This is a genomic window from Pseudomonas sp. P4_C4 (assembly GCF_056402055.1).
On record NZ_JBFUID010000021.1, the window covers coordinates 46,805 to 60,252 of the forward strand.

Annotated in this window: 10 protein-coding genes and 4 pseudogenes; 12 read left to right on the forward strand and 2 right to left on the reverse strand. The window is 64.0% G+C overall.

Annotation, left to right across the window (positions count from 1 at the left end):
• Window positions 1-384 precede the first annotated feature (384 nt).
• The 10 genes and pseudogenes from AC1DXW_RS13180 to AC1DXW_RS13225 all read left to right on the forward strand — a co-directional run.
• On the forward strand, window positions 385-2,019 hold the full coding sequence (locus AC1DXW_RS13180) for an acyl-CoA synthetase (protein ID WP_477760074.1): 1,635 nt from the start codon (window positions 385-387) through the stop codon (window positions 2,017-2,019).
• A 63-nt stretch (window positions 2,020-2,082) separates the two neighbouring features.
• Complete coding sequence (locus AC1DXW_RS13185) at window positions 2,083-2,256, forward strand: hypothetical protein (RefSeq protein WP_477753225.1); 174 nt, start codon at window positions 2,083-2,085, stop codon at window positions 2,254-2,256.
• Window positions 2,257-2,273: 17 nt separating this feature from the next.
• Window positions 2,274-3,077 (forward strand): alpha/beta fold hydrolase, encoded by an 804-nt coding sequence (locus tag AC1DXW_RS13190; RefSeq protein ID WP_477753226.1) that lies wholly within the window; start codon window positions 2,274-2,276, stop codon window positions 3,075-3,077.
• Between the two features lie 361 nt (window positions 3,078-3,438).
• The gene (locus tag AC1DXW_RS13195; protein WP_477753227.1) at window positions 3,439-4,863 is read left to right on the forward strand and encodes a coniferyl aldehyde dehydrogenase; all 1,425 of its coding nucleotides are present in this window, start codon (window positions 3,439-3,441) and stop codon (window positions 4,861-4,863) included.
• Between the two features lie 119 nt (window positions 4,864-4,982).
• A complete protein-coding gene (locus tag AC1DXW_RS13200; protein WP_477753228.1) occupies window positions 4,983-6,146 on the forward strand; it encodes a zinc-binding dehydrogenase in 1,164 nt (387 codons plus the stop codon).
• A 14-nt stretch (window positions 6,147-6,160) separates the two neighbouring features.
• Window positions 6,161-7,573, forward strand: coding sequence for an SRPBCC family protein (locus AC1DXW_RS13205; RefSeq protein ID WP_477753229.1), 1,413 nt, complete (start codon window positions 6,161-6,163; stop codon window positions 7,571-7,573).
• A 157-nt stretch (window positions 7,574-7,730) separates the two neighbouring features.
• Window positions 7,731-9,551, forward strand: a complete 1,821-nt coding sequence (locus AC1DXW_RS13210; protein WP_477753230.1) for a carboxypeptidase regulatory-like domain-containing protein — start codon at window positions 7,731-7,733, stop codon at window positions 9,549-9,551.
• Between the two features lie 504 nt (window positions 9,552-10,055).
• A pseudogene (locus tag AC1DXW_RS13215) lies at window positions 10,056-10,230 on the forward strand (DUF3604 domain-containing protein); the annotation flags it as partial.
• Window positions 10,174-10,404, forward strand: a pseudogene (locus AC1DXW_RS13220) (DUF3604 domain-containing protein); the annotation flags it as partial. The pseudogenes AC1DXW_RS13215 and AC1DXW_RS13220, both read left to right, overlap by 57 nt.
• Window positions 10,341-10,544 (forward strand): annotated as a pseudogene (locus AC1DXW_RS13225) (DUF3604 domain-containing protein); the annotation flags it as partial. The pseudogenes AC1DXW_RS13220 and AC1DXW_RS13225, both read left to right, overlap by 64 nt.
• Before the next feature lie 39 nt (window positions 10,545-10,583).
• Here the strand turns inward: AC1DXW_RS13225 and AC1DXW_RS13230 are convergent.
• Entirely contained in the window at window positions 10,584-10,751 is a 168-nt protein-coding gene (locus AC1DXW_RS13230; RefSeq protein ID WP_477753238.1) for a hypothetical protein, read from the reverse strand.
• A gap of 112 nt (window positions 10,752-10,863) precedes the next feature.
• Here AC1DXW_RS13230 and AC1DXW_RS13235 point away from each other — a divergent pair, with 112 nt between their 5' ends.
• Window positions 10,864-11,904, forward strand: a complete 1,041-nt coding sequence (locus AC1DXW_RS13235) for an acyl-CoA dehydrogenase family protein (protein WP_477753236.1) — start codon at window positions 10,864-10,866, stop codon at window positions 11,902-11,904.
• Between the two features lie 354 nt (window positions 11,905-12,258).
• Here AC1DXW_RS13235 and AC1DXW_RS13240 read toward each other — a convergent pair.
• Window positions 12,259-12,891 (reverse strand): annotated as a pseudogene (locus AC1DXW_RS13240) (TolC family protein); the annotation flags it as partial.
• On the opposite strand from AC1DXW_RS13240, the gene AC1DXW_RS13245 reads away from it, so the two are divergent.
• On the forward strand, window positions 12,868-13,350 hold the full coding sequence (locus AC1DXW_RS13245) for an ATP-binding protein (RefSeq protein WP_477753231.1): 483 nt from the start codon (window positions 12,868-12,870) through the stop codon (window positions 13,348-13,350). The pseudogene AC1DXW_RS13240 and the gene AC1DXW_RS13245 sit on opposite strands and share 24 nt — an antisense overlap.
• Window positions 13,351-13,448: the final 98 nt, after the last annotated feature.

Consider the following 13,448-nt stretch of genomic DNA (forward strand, 5'->3'; position numbering starts at 1 on the left):
GCTTAACGAGCCGGTGTGCCCAGGCGTTGGTCCTGCTGGTCCAGAGCATTACTGATGCTAGTTCGGCGCCACTGCAGAAGGTCCCGCTCACGGGCTGGCTGCTCCCTGTGCTGTTGATCGCGCTGCCGGCAGGGGCGGACGATCTGGAGCCTGGTTTGCTCAAGGTGGGTATCGCCTACCTCTGGCGGTCAGCCCGGTTTTATTTACGCCCGCCATGGGGCGGAGGTCGAGCAGCTGTGGACGGAGATAGTCCGCTTGAACCGCCCCCAAACGCAGCGCTGAACGTGCCGTTTGGTGAAGTAAACCCAGTGCTTCGATCATTCGCCAGGATGGCGAGATTGATGCCATTTCAGTGAACAACGCAGTATTCGAGGAGTGTGTCGTATGAGTCCGTATCGCGTAGGGCTGGACAAGCAACCGGCCAACCACATGGCGTTGAGCCCGCTGACGTTCATCGAGCGTTCGGCTTACATCTATCCGCAGCGTCCGGCGGTGATTCACGGTCAGCGTCGTTATACCTGGGCCGAGACCTATGCGCGCTGTCGTCGATTGGCGTCGGCGTTGGCGGCTGCCGGTGTGGGGCAAGAGGACACGGTGGCGGTGATGCTGGCCAACACCCCGGAAATGTATGAGTGCCACTTCGGCGTGCCGATGTGCGGGGCTGTGCTCAACACCCTCAACACCCGCCTGGATGCCGAGGCCATCGCCTTCATGCTCGAGCATGGCGAGGCCAAGGTGTTGATCACCGACCGCGAGTTCGCCACGACCATCCGAGCGGCATTGCCCAGGGTCGGCCATGGCATCCTGATCATCGATGTCTGCGATAGCGAATACGACGGTCCCGGCGAACAGCTCGGCAGCTACGAGTACGAGGCGTTCATCGCCAGTGGCGACCCGCAGTTCGCCTGGTCGTTGCCGGGCGATGAGTGGGACGCGATTAGCCTGAACTACACCTCGGGCACCACCGGCAATCCCAAGGGCGTGGTCTACCACCACCGCGGCGCCTACCTCAGTGCGCTGTCCAACATCGTCACCTGGGGCATGCCGCCGCATGCGACTTACCTGTGGACGGTGCCAATGTTCCACTGCAATGGCTGGTGCTTCACCTGGGCCCTGGCGGCCAATGCCGGCACCAACGTGTGCCTGCGCAAGGTCGACGCCCAACTGATCTTCCAGGCCATCCGCGAGCACCGGGTCAGCCACTATGGCGGCGCACCCATCGTGCAGTCGCTACTGATCAATGCGCCGGCTGAATGGCGCGAGGGTATCAGTCATCGGGTGTCGGCGATAACCGGAGGTGCCCCGCCGCCGATGGCGATGGTCGAGGGTATGAAGCAGTTGGGCTTCGACCTGACCCATGGCTACGGCCTCACCRAAACCTATGGTATGTCTACGGTATGTGCCAAACACCCGGAGTGGGATGCGTTGCCACTTGAGGAGCAGGCTCGTCTCGGCGCGCGTCAGGGCGTGCGCAGCATCTGCCAGGAAGGCATCAGCGTGCGCGATTCCGAGACCATGGAGGAAGTCCCCCATGACGGCGAGACCGTGGGCGAGATCATGCACCGCGGCAACCTGATGATGAAGGGCTACCTGAAAAACCCGCGCGCCACCGAGGAGTCCTTCGTGGGTGGCTGGTACCACAGCGGCGACCTGGCGGTGGTAGAGCCGGATGGTTACGTGAAGATCAAGGATCGCAGCAAGGACATTATTATCTCCGGGGGCGAGAACATCAGCTCGATCGAGGTCGAGGACGTGCTCTACCGCCACCCGTCCGTGCTGGCCGCCGCGGTGGTCGCCACTCCTGACGAGCGTTGGGGCGAGGTGCCCTGTGCCTTCCTCGAACTGCGCGATGGCCATGTGCCCAGTGCGCAGGAGCTGAGCGCGTTCTGCCGCGAGCGCCTGGCCCGCTTCAAGGTGCCCAAGCAGTTCGTCTTCGGCCCTTTGCCGAAGACATCCACCGGCAAGATCCAGAAGTTCGTCCTGCGCGAGCAGGCGCGTTCGGTGATGGCCATCGACTGAGACCCGCCAGGGTCTCACGTATCGCCCCACCCTAGACCATATCTAAGAAAGAGGATTAGCCCCATGCACACAGACACGGCCTCCACCGCGGCGATCACCGGCGCCTCCTCGGGCGAGATGGCCTCGCGGATCGACAAGCGCGTGAAGTCGGGCGTGGTATGGGCCTTCCCGTGGGCGCTGGTGCTTTCCTTCCTCAGCCACCTGCCAGAGCGCCTGGCCAACGCCCTGGGAGATTGAACGAGATGGACTATCCGATGCGCAGATTGCAGATCAACGGCCTGGAAATGAACGTGCTGATTGTCGGCGAAGGCTCACCGGTGCTGCTGGTGCATGGTTTTCCCGACACTCATGCAGTCTGGCGCAAGCAGATCCCCATGCTGGTCGCGGCCGGCTACCAGGTGATCGCCCCGGATACCCGCGGCTGCGGCGAGTCGCAGATGCCAAGCCGGGTCGCCGACTACCACCGCGACCTGCTGGTGGCGGACCTGCGTGCGCTGCTCGATGCGCTCGGCATCGAGCGGGTGCGCCTGGTCGGCCACGATTGGGGTGCGATGCAGGGCTGGTTTTTTACCCTGACCCATCCCGAGCGGGTGGAGCGCTACATTACCCTGTCGGTTGGCCATCCGGCGGCCTATGGCAGCGGCGGCTTGGCACAGAAACTCAAGGGCTGGTACGTGTTGATGTTCCAACTGCGCGGCTTTCCCGAGTGGCTGCTGAAGGCCGGCTTCTGGTGGTTATTCCGCAAGGTCACCGACTTTCCCGAGGAGTTTGGCCACTGGCGGCAGGCCCTGACGCGGCCGGGGCGCCTCGCGGCCGGCATCAACTATTACCGTGCCAACCCCGGCGTGATCCTGCCGCGCGCCTGGCCCAAGGCCCGGGTGCCGGTGTGCGGCATCTACAGCAGCGGCGACCGCTTCCTGACCGAAGGGCAGATGCGCGACACCGCGCGCCATGTGGACGGCCCTTTTCGCTACGAGCGCATCGACGGCGCTAACCACTGGCTGCAGCTGCACGCGCCGGAAAAACTCAATCCACTGCTACTCGACTGCCTGCGTTGAGCAAGGAATTCACATGCAAACCTATCGTTTCGAACTGACCCTGACGGCGCATCTGCTGCTCGCCTTCTCGTCTTATCCCAGTGGCACACGCCGGGCAGTATGCTCGGCGCCGACGAGATCGACGGTTACATGAGTAGTTTGGAGCAGAACCTGCCCTGGCCGGCGCAGAAGAAGGGCGATCTGATCCCGCCCATGCTCAGTTGGGCGCTGGCCTGCTGATCCTGTTCCTGGCTGTGGCCTGGGTCCGCGCGCTGCGTCGCAGTCGCAGCTGAACCATGGCTGGCGGCGAAGCTACGCGAGAGCTGCCGGCTGTCGCGGAGCCTCCCCAGATGATTCCCCCCCCTTATTCGGAGTTCCTCTCATGTCGATTGAACAAGTCGGGCCGGCCGTCGAGCAGATGCGCCAGGTCTTCGCCAGCCAGCGGGCCGCCTTCGCCGGCGAGCGCTATCCGTCGTACCCGGTGCGCCGGGCCAACCTGCAGGCACTCAAGGCGGTGGTGCTGGACAATGCCGATGCGATCGCCGCAGCCATCGCCGCCGACTTCGGCCACCGCTCCAGCCACGAGAGCAAGCTGCTCGACATCTTTGGCCTGGTGAGCGAAATCAACCACGCGCTCAGATGCCTAAAACAGTGGATGAAGCCGCACAAGCGCGGGGTCGGTCTGTGGTTCCAGCCTGGGCGTGCTGCTGTGCTGGCGCAGCCGCTCGGGGTGATCGGTATTGCGGCGCCTTGGAACTATCCGCTGTACCTGACCTTGGGGCCTCTGTGTGGTGCGTTGGCTGCCGGCAACCGCGCCATGATCAAGATCGCCAGCGACTCCAGCCAGTACGGGGCGTTGCTCGCGCGCTTGTTGGGCGAGCGGTTCGCGGAAGATCTGGTGGCAGTGATCCAGCCGGGACCCGGGATCAACGACCAGTTCTCCCGCCTGCCGTTCGATCACCTGATCTTCACCGGCTCGCCGGGCGTCGGACGGCAGATCATGCGCAACTGCAGTGAGAACCTCACCCCCGTGACTCTGGAACTCGGCGGCAAGTCGCCTACCCTGGTGGCGCCAGGCTTTTCGCTGCAGCGCGCCGCCGAGACCATCCTATGGGGCAAGTGCCTGAACTCCGGGCAAACCTGTGTCGCGCCGGATTACCTGTTCCTGCCCGAGGGTAGCGAGCAGCAGTTCATCGAGCAGGCGCGGAGAGCCGTGGCCCGTTACTACCCGGGGCCGCTTGGCAGCAACCCGGATTACAGCTGCATGATCAATGCCCGGCAGCTGGCCCGGGTCGAGGCTCTGCTCGCCGATGCCCACGACAAGGGCGCGCAAGTCGTGGCGCTGGCTGATGCCGAGGAGGCGCGCCGCGCCGGTAAGCTGGCACCGCACCTGGTGCTGAATGTGCGCGACGACATGCAGATCATGCAGGAGGAAATCTTTGGCCCGCTGCTGCCGGTGCTCGCTTATCGCGAGCTGGAGCAAGCCCTGGACTACATCAATGCGCATGAGCGGCCGCTGGCCCTGTACATCTTCGACGAGGACGAGGCGCGGGTTGAGCAGGTGCTGAGGAAGACTCTCTCAGGAGGCGTCTCGGTGAACACCGTGATGCTTCACGTGCTACAGGAAAACCTGCCGTTCGGCGGTGTCGGCAACTCGGGGCTGGGGCATTACCACGCGCAGGAGGGGTTCCAGACCTTCAGCAAGATGCGGCCAATCTTCTACCAGGCCCGTTTCAATGGCAGCTTCCTGCTCAAACCCCCCTATGGGCGTCTCACCGAGGGTCTGCTGCGCCTGCTGCTGCGCTGAACCGCCCGGCTCAGCGCTGGCCTGCTGTTCCTGGCCGCGGCCTGGGTCCGCGCCCTGCGCACTAACTTACATTGGCCGCAGCCGCTGCCCGGCCCCATCCAACATTCCGGAGATAGTGGATGAAAGCTGTTGTTTGCCAGAACACCGAATTGCAGGTCGTCGAGCTGCCGGAGCCGGTACCCGCCAAGGGTCAGGCACTGGTCAAGGTGCTGCGCTGCGGCATTTGTGGCTCGGACCTGCACATGCGCCACCACTGCGACGAGTTCAAGGCCGTGGTGGATAAGGTCGGCTTCGCCAAGGTATTGCCGTCCAGTAGCGATCCGGTGGTGTTCGGCCATGAACTATGTGCCGAGGTGCTGGAGTACGGCGCCGGGTGCAACAAGAAACTCAAGCCCGGTACCCGGGTGGTGGCCCAGCCGGTCCTGCGTATCGGGGCTGCGATCCACCTGGCCGGCCTGTCGCCGCTGGCCACCGGCGGCTACGCCGAGCGCATGCTGTTGCAGGAGTCGGCGCTGGTGCCGGTACCCAATGGCCTGTCGGCCGAGATGGCGGCCCTGACCGAGCCGATGGCGGTGGCCTGGCATGCGGTACGCCGCAGCGAAATTCAGCGCAAGGACGTGGCCATCATCATCGGTTGCGGGCCGGTGGGCCTGGCGCTGATCTGCCTGCTCAAGGCGCAGGGCGTGGAGCGCGTGGTGGCCAGCGACTTCTCCGCCGGGCGGCGTGCCCTGGCGCAGCGGTGCGGGGCCGATGTGCTGATCGATCCGCGCGAGGGCTCGCCCTACGCCGAGCGTCCCGGCGAGGATTTCATCCGCGATCTGCCCAGCTTGTTGGAACTCTCGTTGGGCACCCGCGAGAAGCTCGGCAAGCTGCCGGTGCCCTGGCACATCGCCTGGCGCCTGGCCGAGAAGCTTGGTGTCGGGGCGCCGAAGCGTCCGGTGATCTTCGAGTGCGTAGGCCTGCCCGGGCTGCTGCAGCAGATCATCGATGGCGCGCCGCTGCTGTCGCGGGTGATGGTGGTCGGTGTGTGCATGCAGGTCGACCGTTACGAGCCGGCCCTGGCGATCCACAAGGAGATCGACCTGCGCTTCGTCTTCGGCCATTCGCCGCTGGAATACCGCGACACCCTGCACATGATCGCCGAGGGCAAGGTCGACTGTGCGCCCATGATCACCGGCACCGTCGGCCTGGACGGGGTCGCCAACGCGTTCGACGCCCTCAAGGATCCGGAGCAGCACGCGAAGATCCTGATCGACCCGCAAAGCGCGGTGGCCCAGCTATGAACAGGACGACGACCTTGAACGCACGTTCGCCCTTGCCCCTGCCGTTGAACCAGATCGCCTTCAGCGTGGTCGATCTGCGCCGCACCGAAGCCTGGTGGTGCGACGGTCTGGGCTTCCTCCCGGCTGGCGGCAGCCGCCTGATGATGCGCGGCCCGCTGAGCGCCACCATCGTCGACCTGCCCGGCGCGGCAATGACCTGCTGGTGCCTGGTCGGGCGCAACGACTGGTGTCAGTTGGAGCTGTTCCAGTACGAGCGGCCGATGGCGCGCCTGATGCCGGCCGATCGCCAACCCAACGACATCGGCTATAGCCGCATGGGCGTCTGGGTGGCCGATTTCGACCTGGCGCTGGCCCGTCTGGTCGCGCTCGGTACCCAGCCGTTGACGGCGCCGCTCGGCGCAGCCGGTGCGCGCCGCGTATGCGTGCGCAACCCCGACGGGGTCTATGTCGAGTTGCTGGAGCAGGATCCACTACCCGAGGAGAACCTTCGTGGTCGCCAGGACTGCCCGGTGGCGATCCGTTACGTGAGCATGACCACTCCGGATTTGGCCGGCTCCAGCGCGTTCGTCGGCAGCGGCCTGGGCGTGCCTGAGCACGACCTGCAGCTGCACGACGATGCCCATGAAGCGCTGTGGGGACTGGCGGACGCCGGCGCCAGGCGCCGGGTATTCGGCGGGCCGACCCTGTTGCTGGAGATCGTCGAGTATGGCCGCGCTCCGGGGCGGCCCCGCGAGGCGGGCTACCGGATCAACGACCAGGGCATCCTCAACATCTGCTTTGGCGATCCGCGAAACCGCCATGGCGTCAACGCCATGCACCAGCGGGCGCTGGCCGCGGGCGCCAAGGCGAATTGCCGGCCGATCCATATGCCGCTGGCCGGTTGCGTCTACGTCAACGATCCGCTGGGGTTTTCCTACGAGTTCATGTGGGCCCGCCCGGGCAGAGGGCATCGTGACTTCGGCTTCCTGCCGCTGCCGCGCGAGCGGCGCCCGCTCGCCGACAACCAGGCCTGCGCCGCGAGCATCGAAATCGCCTCCGCGCCAGAGCGGGTCTTCGCCCTGCTCAGCGACCACCAGGCACTGGGACGCTGGGCGGGGCTGGGGCAGTGCCGCCTGGTCAAGCCGGGGGCCGGCGAGGTCAACGGCTACGGCGCCGAACGGGTGCTGAACTCGCTATTTGGCGCCATTCACGAACAGATCACCGAGTTCAGTCCGAACCGGGGCTATCGCTATCGCGTGCTCCAGGGCTCGCTGGTGTATTGCCATCAAGGCGAGGTGCGCCTGACCCCCTGCCGCGGCGGCACGCGCGTCGACTGGCAGATCCGCTTCCGTACGCGCATCCCCGGCCTGGGCGTGCCCCTGCGTTATCTGCTCGAACACAAGCTCAATGCTGCGCTCGTAGGCCTGCGCCGCCAGCTGACGAACTGAGCATGTCCCCTGGTCACCCCATGAATCTGGAGAAAAACAGCATGCATATCCTGAAATTCATCAGCAAACACATCGTCTTGAGCATTGTCATGCCGGTGACGATCGTCGCCGGGCTGCACTTCTACTTCTATCACTTCGGTTGAGCGAGATGCCTCAAATGAAATCAGCCTACTCCCTCGGTCTGCTCACCCTGCTATTCGGTGCCGGCGCCAGCGCCGCCACTCTCAGCGGCCACGTCATGACTGACGATGGCAAAGCGGTCGCCGGCAGCATGGTAACCGTCTGGAACGAAGCGCGTAACCGCAAGGAAACCGTCTACAGCGACGCCGACGGCCGCTACTCGCTGGAAACCGGCTTCGCCGGCAAGCTGCAGGTGCGCACGCGCACCCCCTATTTCAAGGATATCGTGCAGCCGCTGGAACTGGCCGCTGCCGATCGGCAGCGCCTGGATTTTCGCGTGGCCAAGATCGCCTCGGCCGAGGAGCTGTCCAACAGCCTGACCGCCTCGGCGCATGCCGCGACCCTGCCGTTCCCGGATGCGTCGACCAAGGAAGCCTTCATTTCCCAGTGCAGCTTCTGCCACCAGCAGGGCAACGCACTGACTCGCACGCCGCGCAGCGAGGAGCAGTGGGGGGGGACAATCAGTCGCATGGAAGGTTATCTGGCGACGCTGACCTATGGCGAGAAAAAGAGCATCGCCAAGATGTTCGCCGAGGGCTACGACGGCAAGCCGATCAAGGCGATCCAGAGCCACCAATTCAGCCCCGAACTGGCCAAGGCGCGCGTCGAGGAGTGGCATGCGGCCACGCCCCTGTCCTTCCTGCACGACACCATGGTACTGGCAGACGACAAGCTGATGGGCATCGACGAAGGCCGCGACGAGGTGTACATCCTCGATCGCCAGAGCGGGCAGATCGACACCTACCAGATGCCGGTGACCGACGAGGTCAAGGGCGGCAACTTCCGCGGCATGCAGATGCCGATCGGCATCTTCACCGGTAAGCACGGCCCGCACAGCGGCGCGCAGATCTCCGACGGGCGCATCTTCTTCACCGGCGCGCTGTCGAGCAACCTGATCATGTTCAACCCGGCGACCAAGGCCTGGAAGCTCTACCCGATCCCGCAGGGCTTCCTCTGGCGCAAGGGCCTGTATTCGCACACCATCCGCGTCGACAATGATGACAATGTCTGGTTCACCGTGCTGATCTCCAACACGGTGATGAAGTTCGACACCAAGACCGAGCAATTCACTGAAATCGAAACCCCGCACAATGGCGTGCTGCGCTGGATCACCGACACCTTCATCGGCGTCGTGCTGAAGATCTCCGCTTGGTTCCCCGAGCAGAATTTCCACCTGGCGCTGTCGCACCACAAGTGGCTCAACGGCGGCCGCAACGTGTTCAACTGGCCCTACGGCATTGATATCAATCCGCTCGATGGCGGCGTTTGGTACAGCAAGGTACTGGCCAACAAGATCGGCCACATCGACCCCGTCACCCATGAGGTCACCGAGTACGACGTGCCGCACAAGGGCCCACGCCGCCTGCGCTTCGGGCCGGATGGCAGCCTGTGGATTCCGTCTTTCGACGAGGGCTACCTGATGCGCTTCGACACCCAGAGCAAGACCTTCGAGAGCATCGCGCTGCCTCTGCTGGCGGCGAACGAGTACGAGATCCCCTATGCGCTGAACGTCGACAAACACGGCGACGTGTGGATCGCCACCAACAATACCGATCGGGTGATGCGCTATATCCCGGCGCAGAAGAAGTTCATTGCCTACCCGATGCCCAACCGGGTGATCTGGTTCCGTGACTTCGAGTTCACCCAGGATGGCCGCGTGTGTACTTCCAACTCCAACCTGCCGGCCTATGCCCACGAGGACGGCCTGCCTGCCTTCGTCTGCATCCAGCCGGACGTCGCCGATACCGACACCCTGCAGCCGGCGCATCAGCATGCGGCGGTGATGGCGACCAAGTAAGTGCGCTGTACCGGGCGCAGCTCTGCGTCCGGCAGGCCTAAACCGACGAAGCCAGCGCGGCGCTGAAATGGCTGCCGCGCATAACGGCAGGGGCGAAAACCTCGCCTCCGGCGTTACACCGATTGGGGAGAGAGACCATGTGAATTGCACCGCTCAGCGCCGCTGGCGTTCCTTTGCTGCAGCGCACCTTGCGCGAGCCACTGCTGCATTTCCTGCTGTTCGGCGTGCCGGGCGAGCCGACGGCTGATCAGTAGAGAGTTGTCGACCCTGGCCGCCTCGCCGCGCTGCAGGACAACGTCCTCAAGGGCAGGCGGCGAGCGCAGACGGGCGAAGAGCTGGAGGGCCTGGTGCGCGACTATGTGCTTGAGGAAATGGCCGGGCGTGAGGCGCGGGCGCTGGACATTGATCGGGCTGACAGCGTAATCCTCCGTTCATGGCCGATGAACAGGAGCGCAAGTTGCGTGAAATGATTCGCACTGGCCAAGCCAGTGCGCTCAGGCCGCGATGGAACTAATCACCAGTTACGGTAATGGCACCCTGTCCAAGCAGCTGGTGCCTGTACCCGGCTCCGAGCCCTTCAGCAATGCCTGGCAGGAGTCGGTGAGTGTAGGTGAGGACTACAATGAACCGGGTCGTTTCACGGCTTTGCTCGGTTACGAGCAGACCTCGGACACGGGTGCCAACAACCTGCACCGCAACGTCATCTTCCGTGACAACGGTGACAAGGTGGCGCAAGTCGATCCCTTCACCACCCTCAAGCCGCTGGGCATCGACAACCCGCGAGTCGATCTGGGACGCGATGCAGCGCGGCGAGACCTATGGCATTACTGGGCCGCGCATGAATGTGCGCCTGTTCGCCGGCGGGATTTCAACCAGGCTGACCCACAGAGCCGCAGTCTGGCCGATGCCGGCTACTGCAAGGGCTGGTTGGATGCCTCCGGCAAGCTGCACGAAAAGGTCTATGGCGTGGCCTGGAGCAGTAAATCCAGTAGTAATGCCCGTATTACTCGATACCGGCATTGTCGCTTGGGGCTACAGCGGGTTGAGATGCTCGTCGAACTGGTTGAGGCTGACGAACTGCAGCGCTTGCAACTGGTCCAGTCGGCGCAGGTGCTGGCGGTATTGATCGAGCAGTTCCAAGCGTGCCTCGTGCGAGATGTAGGGCACATGGTAGGCGACGAAGGGCGGCAGTACGGTCATTCCGGTTTAGGCCAGGGTGCCTGGCAGGATGGGGCGCAGCATGGCATTGAAGTCGCCGTGCACGCCGCCCTCGACCAGCATGTGCGGTTGTCCGCCGACACTGATCGCCAGCATGGCCCGCTTGCCGCTCAGCCCGCTCCCTTCGCGGCCGAGGTCGGGGGGGCGCGGCCTTCGGCATCCAGCCACTGCGACCGCGGTGATGATAGAAGAGCTGGCCTATCATTCGAACTCCGTTGCGGCGATAGTCGATGTGCACTGCATTCTTGCCGGTGGCGTCCTCAAGCATGGCTCCGACTCGATCAAGCAGCGCTACCTCACGCCTCTGCTCAAGGGCGAGAAGATCGGCAGCTTCGCCACCACCGAGCCTGACGCCAGCTTGGACCTGAGCGTCGAGGCCATGCGCACCATCGCCATCCGCACCGAGGATGGCTACATCGTCAATGGCCGCGAGCGCTTCATCAGCAACTCGCCGGTCGCCGATTTCGTCGTGCTGCTGTGCGTCGATGGCGAGCGCATGACCGAACTGGTGGTCGAGCTGGATTGGCCCGGTGAACGCGTGGGCCAGCCGGACAAGAAGGTGGGCAATCATGGTCAACTGACGGCAGATATCTACTTCGACGACGTCAAGGTGCCCCCGGAGAATGTCGTAGGCCAGCCCGGTCAGTGCCTCAAGATCGCCCTGCAGATGCTCACATTCGGCCGGGTAGCAATCGCCGTCAGCTGCGCCGGCATGGCTCAGGCACTGTTCGATCACAGTGTCGAGCGGCTCAAGACCCGTCGCGTCTTCGGCAAGGCCATCGGGAAGTTCCAGCATTGGCAGTTCAAGCTGGCCGAGCGCGCCACCGAAATCGAGAATGCCCGCAACCTTTACCTCAAGGCGGCACTGCGCATGGATGAGGGGCTGGCGTTTCCAGAGCCTGAGGCTGCGATGGCCAAGTGGTACGCTACCAACCTGGCCGGCGAGTTCGCCCGCGAAGCGGTGCAAATCTTCGGCGGCTACGGCTTTATGCGCGAAATTGCCACCGATGGCTCGCACTACCGCGTGAAGGAGATTTACCGCGACTGCAAGATTGCCGAGATCTACGAAGGGGCCAATGAGATCCAGAAGATGGTGATCGCGTGCGCCATCTTCGGCAAAGAGATCACCGGCTGATTCGCGGCTCCTATCCTGAACCATGCTCGGCGTTGCGCCGAGTCAGACCGGCAACGCGGGCTCTGCTGCAAAGGGCCTGTGTTGGCGTCGCCCCGAAACACGGCTCGGCAAGCAAGCTCAGCAGCAGTGCACTGACCTGTTCCGGGTGTTCCTCGGCAGTTTCTTGTCCGGCCTGAGCCAAGTAGTGCGTTGGGGCCGTCAGGAGTTTTGAGAGCGAAATTGCGAGCAGTTCTGCGATGTGTGCGTTGCAGTAAAAATCTGCTCAAGCATCGAGATGTGCTGGTTGGATGGCGTCGAGTGGAAGTGAATGTTGATGTTTCATTGACTGGCTCCGATCCAACGGCGTCGCCTGCCTTATTTGGCTGCTACCACCGGAGGGGCGTTCCAGCCACCACCCAAGGCCTTGAAGGCGGCGACTGCTGCGCGTGCAGATTCCGTCTGCTCCTGCGCGCGGGTATCGGTGGATCGCAGCAAGGTTTCATCGGCATTCAAGAGCTCGATCAGGCTGACAGCGCCTTTCTGATAGGCCATAAACGACGCGTTGCGCGCTTGGCCGAGCGAATCGGCTCCCCTGGCAAGTAGGGTCGCCTGCTCCTCGCGTTTGACCAGGGCCGAGAGGGCATTTTCTACATCCTCAGTGGCATGCAGCACGGCCAGTCGATAGGCCGCGAGTATTTCTGCTTCCTGCCCCTTGGCCAGGTCGATTTGCGCGTCGATACGGCCGAAGTCGAACAGCCGCCAGCGCAGGCCCAGCACTCCGGCGGTCTGGCTGGCACCGCTGCTGAACAGGTTACCCCTGGACACCGATGTCGCGCTGCCGATCAGCCCGCTCAGGGATAGCTTGGGATAATACTCAGCAAGGGCGATACCGATTATGGCGTTCGAGGCGGCCAAACGACGCTCGGCCGCAATCAGGTCGGGCCGGCGTCTGAGCAACTCGCTTGGCGATCCCGCCGCCGCAATTTGCGGGGCAACCGGGAGTACGCCAACGCCTGTCTGGAGTATCTCGACCGCAGCCCCGGCCGCGCCCTGGACGAGCGCCTGATCGCCAGCCTAGCCAGCGGCAACTGGATCCGCCAGCAGCACAATCTGCTGCTGACCGGCCCGACCGGTGCCGGCAAAACCTGGCTGGCCTGCGCCCTGGGCAACCAGGCCTGCCGCCAGGGCTACAGCAGCCTGTACCTGTGCACCCCACGCCTGCTGGAGCAACTGCGTATCGTCCACGGCGACGGCAGCTTCGGCCCCGCCCTGCAACAGCTGGCCAAGGTCGACGTCCTGGTGCTGGACGACTGGGCGTTGGTCCCGCTGGAGGAGGGGGCTCGGTATGACCTGCTGGAAGTGATCGACGACCGCGCCGGCAACCGCTCAAAAATAGCCGGGTCGTTTACTGAGAGCAGGGTATTGGTGAAGAACTGCGAGAACGTCAGAACACCGAGGATGTTGTAGGCCTCGGCGAGCCAAAAGTCCTTGGTGATAAGCGAGTTTGGGTGATGGTTACTGGGCGTTGTTGTTTCTCTCTGGGTAATGGTGGCGGGTGAGCCACG

Excerpts from the sequence above, each read along its gene's own strand:
- AC1DXW_RS13185 (WP_477753225.1), top strand. The coding sequence starts at position 2,083 with ATGCACACAGACACGGCCTCCACCGCGGCGATCACCGGCGCCTCCTCG.
- AC1DXW_RS13210 (WP_477753230.1), top strand. The coding sequence starts at position 7,731 with ATGAAATCAGCCTACTCCCTCGGTCTGCTCACCCTGCTATTCGGTGCC.
- AC1DXW_RS13190 (WP_477753226.1), top strand. The coding sequence starts at position 2,274 with ATGCGCAGATTGCAGATCAACGGCCTGGAAATGAACGTGCTGATTGTC.
- AC1DXW_RS13235 (WP_477753236.1), top strand. The coding sequence starts at position 10,864 with ATGGCCCGCTTGCCGCTCAGCCCGCTCCCTTCGCGGCCGAGGTCGGGG.
- AC1DXW_RS13195 (WP_477753227.1), top strand. The coding sequence starts at position 3,439 with ATGTCGATTGAACAAGTCGGGCCGGCCGTCGAGCAGATGCGCCAGGTC.
- AC1DXW_RS13200 (WP_477753228.1), top strand. The coding sequence starts at position 4,983 with ATGAAAGCTGTTGTTTGCCAGAACACCGAATTGCAGGTCGTCGAGCTG.
- AC1DXW_RS13230 (WP_477753238.1), bottom strand. The coding sequence starts at position 10,751 with ATGACCGTACTGCCGCCCTTCGTCGCCTACCATGTGCCCTACATCTCG.